Origin of the sequence: Caldovatus sediminis (assembly GCF_014644455.1) — a bacterium.
Lineage (GTDB): Bacteria > Pseudomonadota > Alphaproteobacteria > Acetobacterales > Acetobacteraceae > Caldovatus > Caldovatus sediminis.
The window spans coordinates 25,422-40,888 of sequence record NZ_BMKS01000024.1 but is presented as its reverse complement, the minus strand read 5'-3'; the positions used below and the strand labels follow the sequence as shown (position 1 = coordinate 40,888).

12 protein-coding genes and 2 tRNA genes are annotated in these 15,467 nt (G+C 72.1%); 10 read left to right on the top strand and 4 right to left on the bottom strand.

The features are described 5' to 3' along the window. Positions 1–74: 74 nt before the first annotated feature. Positions 75–1,118: a C-terminal binding protein gene (locus tag IEX99_RS21355; RefSeq protein ID WP_188904088.1), complete on the bottom strand. Its 1,044-nt coding sequence runs from the start codon at positions 1,116–1,118 to the stop codon at positions 75–77. Between the two features lie 1,004 nt (positions 1,119–2,122). On the opposite strand from IEX99_RS21355, the gene IEX99_RS21350 reads away from it, so the two are divergent. From IEX99_RS21350 to IEX99_RS21310, 9 genes are all read left to right on the top strand, one after another. Further along, positions 2,123–3,358: an FAD binding domain-containing protein gene (locus IEX99_RS21350; protein ID WP_188904086.1), complete on the top strand. Its 1,236-nt coding sequence runs from the start codon at positions 2,123–2,125 to the stop codon at positions 3,356–3,358. 146 nt (positions 3,359–3,504) lie between these two features. Further along, entirely contained in the window at positions 3,505–4,866 is a 1,362-nt protein-coding gene (locus IEX99_RS21345) for an extracellular solute-binding protein (protein WP_188904084.1), read from the top strand. 85 nt (positions 4,867–4,951) lie between these two features. Continuing rightward, positions 4,952–5,920 carry a carbohydrate ABC transporter permease gene (locus tag IEX99_RS21340; protein WP_188904082.1) on the top strand — a complete coding sequence of 323 codons (969 nt, stop codon included), beginning with the start codon at positions 4,952–4,954 and terminating at the stop codon, positions 5,918–5,920. Then, positions 5,917–6,780 carry a carbohydrate ABC transporter permease gene (locus IEX99_RS21335; RefSeq protein WP_188904080.1) on the top strand — a complete coding sequence of 288 codons (864 nt, stop codon included), beginning with the start codon at positions 5,917–5,919 and terminating at the stop codon, positions 6,778–6,780. Before IEX99_RS21340 ends, IEX99_RS21335 begins: the two co-directional genes overlap by 4 nt. Positions 6,781–6,821: 41 nt before the next feature. Next, positions 6,822–7,751, top strand: a complete 930-nt coding sequence (locus IEX99_RS21330) for an ABC transporter substrate-binding protein (protein ID WP_188904078.1) — start codon at positions 6,822–6,824, stop codon at positions 7,749–7,751. A 15-nt stretch (positions 7,752–7,766) separates the two neighbouring features. Further along, positions 7,767–8,675 (top strand): amidohydrolase family protein, encoded by a 909-nt coding sequence (locus IEX99_RS21325; RefSeq protein WP_188904076.1) that lies wholly within the window; start codon positions 7,767–7,769, stop codon positions 8,673–8,675. Beyond that, on the top strand, positions 8,662–9,567 hold the full coding sequence (locus IEX99_RS21320; RefSeq protein ID WP_308421513.1) for an NAD(P)-dependent oxidoreductase: 906 nt from the start codon (positions 8,662–8,664) through the stop codon (positions 9,565–9,567). Before IEX99_RS21325 ends, IEX99_RS21320 begins: the two co-directional genes overlap by 14 nt. Positions 9,568–9,574: 7 nt before the next feature. Continuing rightward, the gene (locus tag IEX99_RS21315; protein WP_188904072.1) at positions 9,575–10,480 is read left to right on the top strand and encodes an NAD(P)-dependent oxidoreductase; all 906 of its coding nucleotides are present in this window, start codon (positions 9,575–9,577) and stop codon (positions 10,478–10,480) included. 661 nt (positions 10,481–11,141) lie between these two features. Next, positions 11,142–12,023: a DMT family transporter gene (locus IEX99_RS21310; protein ID WP_188904069.1), complete on the top strand. Its 882-nt coding sequence runs from the start codon at positions 11,142–11,144 to the stop codon at positions 12,021–12,023. Between the two features lie 149 nt (positions 12,024–12,172). Here the strand turns inward: IEX99_RS21310 and IEX99_RS21305 are convergent, their stop codons facing one another. The 3 genes from IEX99_RS21305 to IEX99_RS21295 form a co-directional block, all read right to left on the bottom strand. Then, the gene (locus IEX99_RS21305; RefSeq protein ID WP_229678199.1) at positions 12,173–13,969 is read right to left on the bottom strand and encodes an NAD(P)/FAD-dependent oxidoreductase; all 1,797 of its coding nucleotides are present in this window, start codon (positions 13,967–13,969) and stop codon (positions 12,173–12,175) included. Positions 13,970–14,360: 391 nt separating this feature from the next. Continuing rightward, positions 14,361–14,436 (bottom strand) — tRNA-Asn (locus IEX99_RS21300). 70 nt (positions 14,437–14,506) lie between these two features. Continuing rightward, a tRNA-Cys gene (locus tag IEX99_RS21295) sits at positions 14,507–14,580 on the bottom strand. 170 nt (positions 14,581–14,750) lie between these two features. Between IEX99_RS21295 and IEX99_RS21290 the strand changes: the two genes are divergently transcribed. After that, the gene (locus IEX99_RS21290) at positions 14,751–15,416 is read left to right on the top strand and encodes a protein-L-isoaspartate O-methyltransferase family protein (protein ID WP_188904065.1); all 666 of its coding nucleotides are present in this window, start codon (positions 14,751–14,753) and stop codon (positions 15,414–15,416) included. Positions 15,417–15,467: the final 51 nt, after the last annotated feature.

The following is a 15,467-nucleotide window of genomic DNA, read 5'->3' as shown; positions in this document are numbered from 1 at the left end:
CTCAACGCCTTCCCTCATGCGCCCAGACTCGCAGGGCCAGGCCAGCATGGGAATCACCAACGGCGATCAGACCACTAGCTGTTCGGGCCGCGCTCCATCGAGTAGGGCTGCCAGCGGCGCAAGCCGGACCGCTGCAGCACCGTCGGGTTCACGCAGCTCATCGGCCAGCGGCCGGTGAGCACGAGCGCAAGCTCCTGCCCGACGCGGCGCTTGCGCGCAGGATCGAAGCGCGCGGAGGCGGAGGCGTTGTGCGGCGAGAGGATGACGTTGGTCATCCGGTGCAGCGGGTTGTCGGGCCTGGTCGGCTCCACTTCGAACACGTCGAGACCGGCGCCGGCGATCCAGCCCTCCTGCAGCGCCCTGATCAGCGCGGATTCGACGACGGTGGGGCCGCGGCCAGTGTTCACGAAGATCGCGTTCTTCTTCATCTGTCGGAAGTGCTTCTCTTGCAGGAAGCCCTTCGTCTGCGGCGTGTCCGGCAGGTGCATGGACACGAAGTCGCTGTGCGTCAGCAGTTCGGAGAGCGATGCCGGCTGGACGCCATAGGGCGTCATCAGCAGCTCCTCGACATAGGGGTCGAAGGCGAGCATGCGCAGGCCGAAGGGCGCGGCGCGGCGCGCCGTGGCGCGGGCGACGCGGCCGAAGCCGATGAAGCCGAGGGTCTGGCCCATCAGCCGCGGGATTTGCAGGAGCTGCGGGCGGCCCTCCCCCCAGCGGCCCTCGCGCACCATGCGGTCCTGCTCCAGCGCGCGGCGGTGCGCAGCGAGCAGCAGCATCATCGCGTGATCCGCGACCTCCTCGATGAAGGTGTCGGGGCAGTTGGTGACGGGGATGCCCTTCTCGGTTGCGGCGGCGACGTCCACATAGTCCACGCCGACGGTACCGAGGGCGATGACTCGGCAGCGCTCCAGTGCCTCGATCATGCGCCGGGTGAACTTCATGCCCTTGGCATAGACCGCATCGGCGTCGCGCGCGGCGGCGATGAAGCCCTCTTCGGTCGCCGGACACTCGACGATCTCGGCGCCGAGGCCCTCGAGTGCCTCCATCTCGTACTCATAGCCGCCGCCGGCTACCGTGAAGCTGGCGCCGGCAGGTGTCACGATCTTGAACTTCGTCATCTGGCGATCCCCCGCGGTCGGTCGTGGGAGGGGATTGCGCCATAGACGGCGTCAGACGTCCACCTCTGCCTCGTCAAGCAGGGCCGTGTGGCGCATGTGAGGAGAAGGAAAGGACTCTCGGGACGGGTGATTGCTTCTCGCCACCAAGCGCTGCGCGCACGCCCTCCACGGTGCCAATCAGAAGACTGCTGCTTAGACGAACTCCATCAGACCCCGAACAACCTGTACCGGCTGACGGGCAGGTCGGTGGTGCCGAACCCGGGCCGAACCCCGCATGGCCGCGTTCCACATCATCGAGGGCCCCCGCAATCCGACCGGGTGCCAGTCGGCCCTGGGCCACCTCTCGTCCGGGAATACGAAGCGAAGAGCATGGCCGACAACACCCGGTCGCCAACCGCTGACCGTCCATCGAAGCAGTGGCCATCTAACAGCAGGCCGCGCGAGAGACAGGGATGGAGGACGCCAGCCGAGGCTCTCGACGCAGCGCCACAACCGGTTCAGGGGCGCTGCAGCGATACGGTGAAGCGGTGAAGCCTAGCCACTACGCCTCGGATCGCCCCCTCGAGCGCGACATCGGAACCGTCATCGACCTGCCCAAGGCCGCGGTGGTCCGGTGGCGCGGATCCTGGCGTCGCCGGGAAGCCGCCGAGTTGGCCGGCTCGGCGTGGGTGACCGGTTCCATAGCGCCGCCTCCTCGCGCCGCTCGGTAAACCATGCCGCCAGGGGCGGGCGGCACCACCACGCCCCGATTGAGAAGGCTGCCCTGGCGGGCAACTCGAACCCGACAGCTTCCGGCGGGCCCGGAGCGGGTCAGGCGTGGCCTGGTCCCCTCGGTTCGGAATCCACCTTGCGCCAGCCGACCGACCATGCAGCATGCGCCGTATGGCATGGAGGACCGCTCTTCTCAGGGGCGGCCGGCAGTCTTGCGGAGGAGCGGTATCCGGGGATGAGGGGGGTGAGGGGCACGAGTTTGCCTGCGACCCGGCTGGCCTGAGACACGGCGCATGGCAGCATCCGGCCTGACGGCTGCGGTCGTCGGAGGCTCTGTCGGCGGTCTGTTCGCCGCCAACATGCTCGCACGCCGCGGCTGGCGGGTGCGTGTCTTCGAGCGCGTCGCTGGCGGCCTGGAGTCGCGCGGCGCCGGCATCGCGATGCACCCCGAACTCGACGCGATCCTGGCCGCGGCCGGCGCCAGGCCGGACGGCCCCCTCGGGATCCGCGTCGCGGGGCGGACCGCCTACGACCGCAGGGGGCGGCAGATCGCCTTCCACCCGCGTCCGCAATACCTCACCGCCTGGGCGCGGGTGTTCAATCCGCTGCACGCCGCCTTCCCCGCCGAGCATTACCACCGCGGCCGCGAGGTGGTGGCGGTCGCAACCGGCGCCGCCGGCAGGGCGGCGCTGCGGTTCTCCGACGGCGAAACGGTGGAGGCGGACCTGGTGGTCGCGGCGGACGGGTTCCGCTCGACGGTTCGGGCGCTCCTCGCGCCGGAGGTGGTGCCGCGCTACGCCGGTTACGTCGCCTGGCGCGGCATGGTTGACGAGGCGGCGCTCTCTGCGGGCTTCCGCGATGCGGTCTTCGGCCGCTACGCGTTCGTGTTCCCGCCGCGCAGCCAGTTCATCGGCTATCCCGTCGCCGGCCGCGACGAGTCGCTGGAGCCCGGACGGCGGCGTTACAACTTCCTCTGGTACTGCCCGGTCGACGAGGGCGGGCTCGCGGACCTCCTCACCGACGAGACGGGGCTCTGCCACGAGTACTCGATCCCGCCGCCGCTGATCCGCCGCGCGCATGTCGAGGGCTTCCGGCGGATGGCGGCCGCGCTGCTGCCGCCGCCCTTCGCCGAGGCGGCCGCGAGGGCGGACCAGATCATGCTCCAGCCCATCTACGACGTCGAATCCGCGCGCCTCGTGTTCGGACGGGTCGCGCTGCTCGGCGACGCCGCATTCGTCGCGCGCCCGCATGTCGGCATCGGCGTGCTCAAGGCCGGACAGGACGCGCTCGAGTTGGCGTGTGCGCTCGCCGGGAGCGCCTCGATCGAGGCCGCCCTAGGGCGCTACGAGGCGGCGCGGTCGCGCGCCGGCCGCGATGCCGTGCGCTTCGGCCGCTGGCTCGGCGCCTTCATCGGACGCCGGCTGGAGGCGCCCTGGAGCGACCCGGAGCTGAGGCTGCCGCCTGAGCGTCTCATCGCCGTGAGCGCCACCCCGGTGGAACAGGTGGTCGGAGAGATGCCGTGTCCGTAAGGCGCGGTGGAGCGTATCCCCGTGCGCTGCGGCCCGGGCGGCGCGCGGCCGATGGGCGGGAACCCGATCCGGGCTAGAGTGGCGCCGCGCGCCACAGCGCGGCCTGGCAGGAATGCGCCCCTCGAACGGGGCAGGGGAGGAAGGACATGACACACACGAAGATGACGACCGCCGCCGGCGCCTCGCGCCGGGAGGTGGTGCGCGGCATCGGCGCGGCCGGGCTCGGCCTGGCGGCCGGCGCGGCGACGGCGCGCCGGGCTCGGGCGCAGGCGCGCGGGCCGGTCAGCCTCAGCTTCTGGACCTTCGAGAACCCGCAGCAGCGCCCCTGGATCCACAAGCGCATCCGGCTATTCACCGAGCGCAATCCGAACGTCCGGGTGGATTTCCAGTACTTCCCCTTCGGCGACCTCGGTCAGAAGCTCAGCGTCGGCTTCGCCACCGGCACCGCGCCGGACGGCTTCGTCAGCCAGGACTGGTTCATGCCCACCTGGCTGTCGCGCAACCTGCTCGCCCCGCTCGACGTGCGGAAGCTCGGCTACGCCTCGGGCGAGGCCTTCGCCGCCGACTTCCCGCCCGCCTTCGTCGAGGGCGCCACCCACAACGGGCAGGTGTACGGCTATCCGCTCTGGTTCTACGGCTTCTGCAACTACCTCAACACCCGCCATTTCGCCGAGGTCGGGCTCGACGCCGAGCGCGACTGGCCGAAGAGCTGGGAGGAGCTCGGCGAGGTCGCGCGGCGCCTCACGGTGAAGGAGGGCGACCGCTTCGTCCGCCAGGGCTTCAAGTTCGCGATGCACGCCGCCCAGTGGACCATGATCCAGTTCAATCCGATCTTCCACCAGTGCGGCGGGCGCTGGTTCGACGCGCAGGGCCGCTGCACGATCAACAGCGAGGCCGGGGTGCGCGCCATGACCATCCGCGCCTCCATCGCGCGCCAGTACGGTGCCGAGGATCCTGCCGACACCATCGCCACCAACCCGCTGCCGCAGATGGACTGGCTGCGCGAGCGCTGCTCCATGTTCTTCTGCCATCCGATCCCGCCCGCGGCGATCACCTCGCAGAACCCGCGCATGGAGCAGGAGCGGTACTACCGGCCGGTCCAGTACCCGGGCGTCGAGCGCGGAAAGGGATATTCGACGACCTACGGTTTCAACCTCGTCGTCAACGCCCGCGCGCCGCGCGAGAAGCAGGAGGTCCTGCACGAGCTCTACCGGTTCATGATGAGCGACCCCGCCGACGCCTGGGCCGACGCGGCGCCCTTCCCGCTGGCCCGCAAGAGCGGCTGGGTGGACAATCCGAGCGTGCAGCGGTTCCCGCACGTCGCCGAGATCATCCGCGCGCGCGACGAGGGCGTGCCGCTGCCGCGCACCACCGTCTACAACGAACTGGCCGACCAGGTGCACCGCGGCGTCCAGCGCATCCTCCTGAACCGGGCGGACATCAAGGCCACGCTCGACGGGATCGCCGCGGCGGTGGACCGCGCGACCGAGGCGGCGCGGCGGGGCTGACGCGCGCCCGCCGCCGACGGACCACGCATCCCTGGCGGCGACGGCACGCGACGCGGCGCGCCGCCGCCTCCGGACCGAGGACCCGATGAGCACAGCACATTCCGCCAGACTGCCAGACGCGGCCGCGCCCGACCGCGGCGAGCGCGCCGCCGGCGCTCGCCTGCGGCGCGGCGGCCTCCGCTTCGGGCGGCGGCTGCAGCTCGTGGGCGCCGCCTTCGTGCTGCCGGCGCTGCTGTTCTTCCTGGCCTTCAAGTTCGGGCCGATGCTCTGGGCGATGGAGCTGAGCCTCAGCGCCTACGACATGGTCTCTGCGCCCCGCTTCGTCGGGCTCGAGAATTACGCGAAGCTCGCCGAGGACCCGGTCTTCCGCGCCAGCCTGATCAACACCTTCGTCTACATCGCCGGGTCCACGGCGCTGATCACCCTGGCCGGACTCGCGCTGGCGCTCGCGATCAACACCGCGGTTCCGGGCGCGCGGCATTGCATGACGGCGATGTTTCTGACCAACCTGATGCCGATTATCGCGGTGACGCTGGTGTGGCGCTTCCTGCTGCACCCGTTCGGGCTAGTGAACCAGCTCCTCCAGCCCTTCGGCGTCGGGCGGGTGGACTGGCTGACGGACGAGAACCTCGCCATGCCGGCCATCATCGCAGTGACGGCCTGGCGCTTCGCGCCCTACTTCATGGTGGTCTTCCTCGCCGGCCTGCTCGCGATCCCGAAGGACTACTACGAGGCTGCGGAGATCGACGGCGCCGGGGTGGTGCGCCGCTTCGTCCACGTGACGCTGCCGCTGCTGATGCCGACCCTGTTCTTCGTGGTCGTCGTCTCGGCGCTGCTCGCCTCCCGCATCTTCCTGATGCCCTATATCATGACCGGCGGCGGCCCGGGCGACGCGACCCGCGTCCTTTCCATGCTGATCTACGAGACGGGCTTCTCCTACCTGAAGATGGGCGAGGCGGCCGCGATCTCCGTCGTACTCTTCGCGATCATGCTGGTCTTCACCGTGCTCCAGATGCAGATCTTCATGCGCAGCGAGAGGGCGCACCTGCGATGACGGCAGCCTCCCGCGCCCCCGCCCGCCGCCCGCGCCCGGCGCACCTCCGTTCGCTGCGGCGCTGGCTCGGCGCCGCGCTGCTGGCGGCGCTCACCGTCCTCGTCGTCCTGCCGATCCTGTGGATGGTCACCACCTCCTTCCAGGCCGGCGAGAAGATGTTCCAGCTCACGACGGAGTGGATCCCGACGGTCTGGCATCCGGAGAACTACCCGAACGCGCTGTCGCGCGCCGCCTTTCCCACCTACTTCTTCAACAGCGGGGTGGTGTCGGTGGCGGTGATGGCCGGGAACGTCGTGTTCTGCACGCTGGCCGGATACGGCCTGGCGAAGTTCCGCTTCCCGGGCGACCGCTTCATGCTGCTGCTGATCCTCAGCACGCTGATGCTGCCGCTCGAGGTCACGCTCGTGCCGACCTTCCTGGTCGTGTACAACCTCGGCTGGGTCAACACCTACCAGGGCATCTTCGGGCCGCTGCTGGTGGACGCCTTCGGCGTGTTCCTGATGCGCCAGGCGATCCTCTCGGTGCCCTCCGACTACATCGAGGCGGCGCGGATAGACGGGGCGAGCGAGCTGCGCATCCTGTGGCAGGTGGTGGCGCCGCAGTGCCGCCCGGCGCTCGCGGTGCTCGCGGTGCTCTCGTTCCGCGACAGCTGGGACCAGTTCCTTTGGCCGCTCACCGTCGTCTCGCAGGATGAGTACCGCACCTTCCCGCTCGGCCTGGTGAAGTTCGGCGAGTACTACGGCAACCCGGCGACCGAGCAGATGGCGATCGCGGTGCTCGCGACCATCCCCGTCTTTCTGCTGTTTGCCGTGCTGCAGCGCTGGGTCAACCGCGGCTTCGGGCTGAGCGGCTTGAAGTGACGGGATTGCCCGACGCCGACGCCATTCGAGGGAGCCCGAGCATGGACCGGATCAGGATCGCCGTGGCGCATCGCGGGGCCGGTCTCGCGCCGGTCTTCGCCGCGGTCGAGGGCGGCTTCTTCCGCGCGCAGGGGCTGGAGCCCGAGCTCGTCCCCTGCCACGGGCATCCGCCTTCGCTCGCGGCGCTGATCGCGGGCGAGGTGGAGTTCACCAACTCGGTCGGGGCGGAGCTGATCCTGGCGAACGAGCGGCACGGCGGCGACGCGGTGGTGATCGCCTCCGCCATCGGGCGGAGCGCGCAGCAGGTCTCGGCGCGGCCCGGGATCGCGTCGCTCGGGGAGCTCCGCGGCGCGCGCTGGGGCGTCACCGCGCGCGGCGACGCCGACGAATGCGCGATCGCCATGGCCTTCGAGCGCTGGGGCTGGGACGTCGCGAGGGACGCGGAGATCGTGGTGGTGGGCACGGACGGGCCGCGCCTCGACCTGCTGCTTGACCCGGCGCGGGTGGACGCCGCGATCATGCACGCGCCGGAGCCCTTCCAGGCGGCGAAGCGCGGCTGGGCGCTGGTCGCCGACCTCGGCCGGCTCGACGTGTCGATCCAGAACAGTTGCGCCGCCACGACGCGGCGGCTGCTGCGGGACCGGCCGGAGCTCGCGCTGCGCTACGTCCGCGCCTTCTGCCGGGCCGTGCACCGCTTCCGGCACGACGCGGAATTCGGGGTCGGCGTCCTGCGCAAGTACGGCGGCGAGACGGACGAGGAGGTGCTCGGGAAGACCTGGGTGCTGTTCGCGCGGCTGATGGGCGGCATGATGTTCCCGAGCCTCGAGGGCATGCGCAATTCCGCCCTCCTCTTGCACCGCGTCGGCGCGATCGGCCGCCTCGTCCCGCCGGAGGAGGCCGTGGACCTCGAGCCGGTCGCCGCGCTGGAGCACGAGGGATTCTTCGACCACCTGCTCGGCCTGCGGCGCTGAGGGGGCGCGCCGACGATGCCCGAGCCGATCATAGACGCCCATCACCACATCTGGCGGCTGGCGGCGACGCCCTGGCTGAACGGGCCGCCCGTGCCGCGCATCTTCGGTGCGTACGGCCCGCTCCGCCGCGACTACGGCATTGAGGAATACCTCGCCGAGGCGACACCCTGCGGCGTCGTGCGCTCGGTCTTCGTGCAGGTGAACGTCGCCCCGGGCGCCGAGGTGGAGGAGGTCGCCTGGGTCCAATCCGTGGCCGACCGCGCCGGCGGTTTCCCGCACGCGATCACCGCCTTCGCCGATCTCGCCGCGCCGGACGTCGGCGCGGTGCTGGACCGCGCCCTGGCCGCCGGGCGGGTGCGCGCCGTGCGCCAGCAGCTCCACTGGCACGAGAAGCCGCTCTACCGCTTCGCCGCGCGCCCGGACGTGATGAACGATCCGGCGTGGCGCCGCGGCCTCGGCGAGGTGCGGCGGCGCGGTCTCGCCTTCGAGCTGCAGGTCTTTCCGGGCCAAATGCGCGACGCCGCTGCGCTGGTCCGCGCCTTCCCGGAGATGACGTTCATCCTGCTGCACGCCGGCATGCTCGAGGACCGCAGCGCCGAGGGCTGGGCGCTGTGGCGCCGCGGCATGACGGAGCTCGCCGCCTGCCCGAACCTCGTCGTCAAGCTCTCCGGCCTCGGCACCTTCGAGCGCGCCTGCTCCGTCGCGCTGTGGCGACCGGTGATCGAGGCGACGGTGGAGCTCTTCGGGCCGAACCGCTGCCTGTTCGGAAGCAACTTCCCGATCGAGAAGCTCTGGACGAGCTATGCCGAGCTCGTCGCGACGGTGCGCGCCTGCCTGGAGGGCTACGCCGCGGAGGAGCGCCGCGCCATCCTCCACGACACGGCCGCGCGGATCTACGGGCTCCCGGACGATGCACGGAGGTGATCACGCCATGAGGATCGGTGTCGCAGGTCTCGGACGGATGGGCGCTGCCATCGCGCGGCGGCTGCTCGACGCGGGCCATCAGGTGACGGTCTGGAACCGCACGGCCGAGAAGGCCCGCCCGCTGGCCGAGGCCGGCGCGGCAGTGGCTTCCAGGCCGGCCGATCTCGCCTCGCGCGTCGAGACGGTGATCACCATCCTGACCGACGCCGCGGCCATCGAGGCGGTCTATCACGGCCCCTCCGGCCTGCTCTCCGGCGACGTCACGGGCCGGCTGTTCATCGAGATGAGCACGGTGCGCCCTGAAACCGAGGTCGCCCTCTCCCGCAAGGTGGCGGAGGCCGGCGCCACCTTCGTCGAATGCCCGGTCGGCGGCACCGTGGGCCCGGCGCTCACCGGCAAGCTGCTCGGCCTTGCCGGCGGCGACGCGGCGGCGGTGGCGCGCGCGCGGCCGATCCTCGACCAGCTCTGCCGCCGCGTCGAGCATGTCGGCCCGGTCGGCGCGGGGGCGAGCATGAAGCTCGCGATCAACCTGCCGCTCGCCGTATTCTGGCAGGCCTTCGCCGAGGCCTACGCGCTCTGCCGCCACCTCGGCGCCGATCCGGCCTGGCTGGTCGAGCTGTTCGCCGACACCTCCGGCGGGCCCAACGTCATCCGCGCCCGGGGCGGGGCGGTCGCCCAGGCGCTCGCCGGCAGGAGCCCGGGGCCGCCGACCTTCGACTGCGATTCGATCCGCAAGGACCTGCGCACCATGATCGCCGAGGCCCGCGCGCGCGGCTACGAGCTGCCGGTCGCCGAGCGCGCCCTCGCCGTCTACGACGAGGCGAGCCGCGAGGGCTGGGGCGGCCGCGACGGCGTCGAGCTTCCCGCCTACTGGTCGGGCCGGAAGGCGTGAGGCGCGCATGTCCGGGACCACGGAGCGGCCGGTCGGGCTGATCGGCCTCGGCATCATGGGTTCGGCGATGAGCGCGAACCTGATCGCGGCGGGCTTCACCGTCGTCGGCCATGACATCGCCGCGCCGGCGATGGAGGCGTTCGCACGCGCCGGCGGCCGACCCGCCCGCTCCGCCGCCGAGGTGGCGGCGCAGGCGGAGATCGTGCTCACCTCGCTACCCTCGACGGCGGCGCTGCACGCGGTGGTGGAGGAGATCGCCCGCGCCCCGGGCGCGTGCCGCATCCTGCCGGAGACCAGCACCTTCCCGCTCGAGGACAAGGAGAGGGCGCGCCAGGCGCTCGAGGCGGCGGGCGTGGTCATGCTGGACTGCCCGCTCTCCGGCTCCGGCAGCCAGGCGCGCGTGCGGGACGTGCTGGTCTACGCCAGCGGGCCGCGCGAGGCCTACGACCGCTGCCTGCCGGTGTTCCGCGGCTTCTCGCGGGCGCCGCACTTCCTCGGCGCGTTCGGCAACGGGATGAAGATGAAATTCGTCGCCAACCTGCTGGTCGCCGTCCACACCGCGGCGGCGGGCGAGGCCTTCGCGCTCGCCCGCAAGGCCGGCCTCGATCCGGCGCAGATGTTCGAGGTGGTAAGCGACGGCGCTGGCGGGTCGCGGGCGCTGCAGGTGCGCGGCCGCATGCTGATCGAGGACCGCTACCTCCCGGTGGAGACCATGCCGCTCGAGCTGTGGCGCAAGGACATGCGCGCCATCGCGGATTTCGCGAGCGCGCTCGCCTGTCCGACACCGATGTTCTCGGCTACCGTGCCGCTGTTCAACGCCGCGGTGGCCTCGGGCCTCGGGGACCAGGACACGGCCGCGGTGTGCGCGGTGATCGAGACCATGGCGGGCGTCCGCAGGCCCGGCGCGGGATGATCGGGACGCGAGGGGCGCGGCCGGTCCTCGGCGGACGCCCACGGCACGCGCCGCTTCCTCGCCGCGACGGGGAGCGTCGTCGGGCCGAGACCGAGGGAGGCCGCGGGGCGGGATGTTGCGCGCCATCAGCCGGGCGGCCCGAGGCGCCCTTCGGAACGGGCGACCCGCTGACCGGGCCGACCCTCGGCGGCCGCTGACGCCGGAAGGGAACGCCGGCCGCCGCGCCAGCGAGGCTCGCGCGACAAGGCCCGGCTCGCGCCTCACGGCCGGCGCGCCGCTGGGGGGCAACCGAGCATTGGGCCGACGCCGGCGGGCCAGGCGCCGCTGGGCCTGCGCCCCGTGCCGGGGCGCGTCGCCGCGACGGCGAAGCTGGCGCGGGGTGTTCCGCCCAAGCCGGGCGGCGGGATCGTTCGGCGCCGGGCGGGAGCAGCGTCGGCCGCGGGCGGGCCGGCCGCCCTGTCGGCTCGGCTGCGTGCGACGCGCCCTCCTCGTTCCCCGCCTGCGCCTTGGCATCGGAATTGGCGGGGTATGGGGGCATTCACCGCCACGGCGCTTTCGGCGCGCCCGCTCCCGATCGCGAGGTCCCGCAACGGTCGGCGGTTGATATGGAGCACCCGTGCACGCACTCCTGGCGGCGCCGCAGGCGCGGCGAGCAAGCCGCGTGACCTGGCCGCTGCTGCTCGTCGTCTGGCTCTGCTGGGGCCTCAGCTACCCCGCCATGGCCTGGACGCTGGAGGCGGTGGACCTGATCACCGCCCGCCTGCTTGCCAACGCCGGCGCCGGGACCCTGCTGCTGCTCTGCGCGCGCGCCCCGGGCCGGCGCGTCCTGCCGCGTCGCGAGGAGTGGCGCGGCGTGCTCGCGCTCAGCCTGCTGGTCATGGTGGTCTTCCCCTTCGCGCTGATCGCCGGCGTGATGCTGGTCGGGCCGGGGCAGGCCGCCATCCTGAACTACACCATGCCGGTCTGGGCCTCGCTGCTCGCGGTGCCGGTGCTGGGCGAGCGGCTGGACCGCCGCACCCTGATGGCGCTCGGCCTCGGGCTCGCCGCCGTCCTGCTGGTGCTGGCCGGCACCGTCGGGCCTGAGGGTCCGAGCGGCCTCGGCGTGGCGCTCGGCCTGGCGGCGGGCGCCACCTTCGGCGCCGGCACGGTGCTCGCCAAGAAGCTGCGCTTCCGCAGCCCCATGCTGCTCATCACGGCCTGGCAACTGCTGCTGGGGACGCCGCCGGCCTTCGCGGCGTGGCTGGTGCTTCACGAGCACACCTACCTGCGCCCGGACGTGGGGCGCGGGCTGTTCGGCCTGTTCTACATGGTCGTGTTCGCCAACGCGCTCGCCTACGCCGCATGGTTCCCCCTGGTGGGGCGGCTGAAGGCCAGCGTCGCCGGCCTCTCGCTGCTGGTGGTGCCGTGCATCGGCGTCGCCAGCAGCGCGCTGCTCGTCGAGCGCGAGATCGGCCCCTTCGACCTGGCGGCCCTGGCCTGCGTGCTCGGCGCGATCGCCCTGGTGATCCGGCGGCCCGCGGCGGCGGACCGGACGGGCCGGTGACATAGGGGGCGCGCGCCCACCAGCCTCGGGGCGCGGTCGGATCGGCCCGGCGGCTGGCCGCCCCCGCGCCCGCTGGCCGGTGCGCGCGGCGGTTCTGCGGCGCGACGGGAGCCCAGCGTGCCGTGCCGTTCCGCCGGGCGTCGGCGGCCTCAGCGGAGCGGCCCGAGTTTCCCGAGCTCCATCGCCTTGATCTGCAGCGCCAGATACTTCGAGTTGATCCGGCACTGCGCCAGGCCGCCGGCGATGAACCACAGGCCCTCCTGCGGCGTGCGCTTGTACATGTTGTTGAGCTCGCCGTCCTCGCCGATGCCCCAGACCGGTCCGATGCGCTCGAGCATGTCGTCGCCGAGCGTGCGCCGGACGAGTTCCTGCTGCGGATAGTAGCCGGTTGCCAGGACGATGAGGTCGGCGGGGACCGTCGAGCCATCCTTCAGCAGCGCGCCCTCGGCGGTGAAGCGCTCGATCCGGTCGTACTGCAGGAGGCCCAGTTCGCCCTTGATCAGGAGGGCCGAGCTGCCGGCGTCGAGGTTGTAGCCGCCGCCGCGGCGGAAGTACTTCATCTGATGGCCGGTCTCGTCCTCGCCGACATCGTGCTTGAAGCCGATGCGCTTGAGGCCCTCGATCATCTCCCTGTCGAGCTCAAGCATGCGCTTGGTGACGGCCTTATAGGCCTGGATCATCAGGGGGGGCGTCGCCGACGCGACGATCAGGTCGCAGTCCTCGAGCGCCCCCCCTTCGTCCCAGATCGCCTCGTTGAGCCTGGCGCTCGGGTCGATCGACACGACGGTCGTGGAGCCGCGCTGGATGAGCGTCGCGCGCGCGCCGTGGCTGTGCAGGTCGAGCGCGATGTCGTTGGCGCTGCTGCCGGTGCCGAGGATGAGCGCGTTCTTGCCCTTCCAGGCCGCGCCGCTGTCGAAGCCCTCGGAGTGGATGACCGTTCCCTTGAAGTCCTCGATGCCCGGCAGATCGGGGATCATGGGATAGCTGCTGACCCCGTTGGCGAAGACGAGGTGCCGGGGGCGGACGATCCGCTCGCTGCCGTCGGAGCGCTTCAGCCGCGCCGTCCAGCGCTTCGCCGCCTCGTCCCACGCGCCGCCGACGAACTCCGTGCCGGTCCAGCAGTTGATCTCCATGGCGTCGGCATAGAACTCGAACCAGTTCGCCAGCATGTCCTTCGGGATGTACTTCGGCCAGGTCGGCGGGAACTCCATGTAGGGCAGGTGGTTCAGGTGGATCGAGTTGTGCAGCGCCAGCGAATGGTAGCGGCGCCGCCAGCTGTCGCCGATGCGCGGCCACCTCTCGACGACGAGCGTGTCGACGCCGAGCTGGTTGAGCCGCGCGGCGACCGAGAGCCCCGCCTGGGCGGCGCCGATCACGAGGACCGCCGGCTCCCGGTCGTCGTAGGCGCTGGCCTTGCGGCGCATGTCCGCCCAGTTGTCGCCGCCGAAATTCCGCGAATAGGCGGCGCCGGTCGGCCGGTTGGGGCCGATCTTCTCCTCGTGTCCCTTCAGCGCCTCGAGCGTGGTCGAGATGTGCCACGCCTTCATCGTGCCGTCGCCTCCGGGCGCCGGTGACAGGCGTATGATGCCGGCGCCACGGCCATCCGCCGTGGAGAACTCGTAGATCGCCTCGATGCTGTCGATGCCGAGGCGCGTCACCCGGCGCGGCGGCCTCCGGTCCCGCGGCAGGTGGAAGCCGTGCGCGGCCGTGCGCGCCTGCTCCGCCGCGAGGCGCTCGGCGATGCCGTCCCGGCCCGCGACGGCCGTCATGTGCCAGGTGAACGCGAGGATGTCCCGCCAGTGGGAGTCCTCGTGGAACAGGGCGCCGATCCGCGCGGGGTCGCGGGCCGCGAGCGCTGCCTCGAAGGCCCCGAGCCAGTCCGCCGCCGACCGTCGCGTCTGTTCCGCGAGCTGGAACTCGCGAAGAGCTTGATCGAAATCGTCCACTGTCGCCTCGCCGCGAGACATTGCTTCCGAGCCCTGGTCTGTTCCGACTTATAGTCAGCCGGTCGGAGATGTGTCCACGCGGGCATCCTGGAACGAGGGACGCGCGGCCCGCAGCCTCGGCTGCGGGCAGGCGAAGGCGCACGCTTGGCGTTCCGCCGGGCTTCGCCCTTCAGGGCGGCCAGCCGCATCGCCAGCTGCGCTGTCGCCGCCGTGATGGCCCGCAACGAAGGCTCGGCCGGTCATCGGTCGCGGATCGATGCTGACGCTGCCGGGGCGATGGCGGTTCCGGGACCGCTCGGCCGGCCCTCGGCAGATCGGGAACGCGCGCCCATCAGCGGGACGCCGCGTCCCGTCCCCAGGGCGCCGTCGAAGCCGCGAATGTCCTGGAAAATGGCTCCCCGAGTAGGACTCGAACCTACGACCCAGGGATTAACAGTCCCTTGCTCTACCAACTGAGCTATCGGGGATCAGCCGGGCGCCGGCTATAGCAAAGCCGCCGCGCCGGGGAAAGCCCACCCGGCGCCGGGATCGGGGCGCTGGAGGTCCGGGGCGGAATTGAACCGCCGTACAGGGTTTTGCAGACCCTTGCCTAGCCACTCGGCCACCGGACCGCACCCCCGCGTCGGCGGCGGTCTCCCCGCACCCCATATCAGCCCCCGCGCCGCCCCGGTCAAGCGGTCCTGGCGCAGCCCGGCCGGCGCCCCGTCCCCGGCCCGGCTTGGCGCGCGCACCGGCCGCGGCCTATAGAGGCGCGATCTTCTCGGGCGCGGGACGGCACGGCATGGACTACGCGGACGCGCGCAAGCGCATGGTGGACGGGCAGTTGCGGCCCAACAAGGTCACGGATCCCCGGCTCCTCGCGGCCATGGGCGTGATCCCGCGCGAGCGCTTCCTGCCGGAAGGGCCGCTGCGCGCCCGCGCCTATGTGGACGAGGACGTCCGCCTGCCCGGCCCGGGTGGGCGCGCCCTGACCGAGCCGATGGTCCTCGCCCGCCTGATCCAGGCCGCCGTCCTGCGGCGCGGCGACCGGGCGCTGCTGCTGCCCGCCGGCACCGGCTACGCCGCCGCGGTGATGGCGCACATGGGCGCCCGCGTCATCGGCCTCGAATCCGACGAGACCCTGGTCCGCTTGGCGCGGGCCGCGCTGGCGGAGGTCGCGGCGGCGGAGGAGGCGCGCATCCTCCTCGCGCCCATCGCGCAGGGCCACGCCGCCGGCGCCCCCTACGACGTGATCCTGATCGAGGGCGAGGTGGCGGAAGTGCCCCACGCCCTCGTCGAGCAGCTCGCGGAGGGCGGCCGCCTCGTCACCGTGCTGGCGCGCGAGGGCGGCATCGGCCGCGCGGTGCTCGGGCGCCGCATCGGCGGGGCCTTCTCCGTCACGCCGGTCTTCGACTGCGCGATCACGCCGGTCCGCGAGTTCTCCCCGGCTCCGGCCTTCGTGTTCTAGCGGGCGGGCGCGGGCGTGCTGGCGCGGAACGGCCCCTGCGCGTAACCTGTC

What these genes read in the sequence shown, in the direction of transcription:
- IEX99_RS21355 (WP_188904088.1), bottom strand. Translation starts at nt 1,118, where the DNA reads ATGACGAAGTTCAAGATCGTGACACCTGCCGGCGCCAGCTTCACGGTA.
- IEX99_RS21350 (WP_188904086.1), top strand. Translation starts at nt 2,123, where the DNA reads ATGGCAGCATCCGGCCTGACGGCTGCGGTCGTCGGAGGCTCTGTCGGC.
- IEX99_RS21345 (WP_188904084.1), top strand. Translation starts at nt 3,505, where the DNA reads ATGACACACACGAAGATGACGACCGCCGCCGGCGCCTCGCGCCGGGAG.
- IEX99_RS21340 (WP_188904082.1), top strand. Translation starts at nt 4,952, where the DNA reads ATGAGCACAGCACATTCCGCCAGACTGCCAGACGCGGCCGCGCCCGAC.
- IEX99_RS21335 (WP_188904080.1), top strand. Translation starts at nt 5,917, where the DNA reads ATGACGGCAGCCTCCCGCGCCCCCGCCCGCCGCCCGCGCCCGGCGCAC.
- IEX99_RS21330 (WP_188904078.1), top strand. Translation starts at nt 6,822, where the DNA reads ATGGACCGGATCAGGATCGCCGTGGCGCATCGCGGGGCCGGTCTCGCG.
- IEX99_RS21325 (WP_188904076.1), top strand. Translation starts at nt 7,767, where the DNA reads ATGCCCGAGCCGATCATAGACGCCCATCACCACATCTGGCGGCTGGCG.
- IEX99_RS21320 (WP_308421513.1), top strand. Translation starts at nt 8,662, where the DNA reads ATGCACGGAGGTGATCACGCCATGAGGATCGGTGTCGCAGGTCTCGGA.
- IEX99_RS21315 (WP_188904072.1), top strand. Translation starts at nt 9,575, where the DNA reads ATGTCCGGGACCACGGAGCGGCCGGTCGGGCTGATCGGCCTCGGCATC.
- IEX99_RS21290 (WP_188904065.1), top strand. Translation starts at nt 14,751, where the DNA reads ATGGACTACGCGGACGCGCGCAAGCGCATGGTGGACGGGCAGTTGCGG.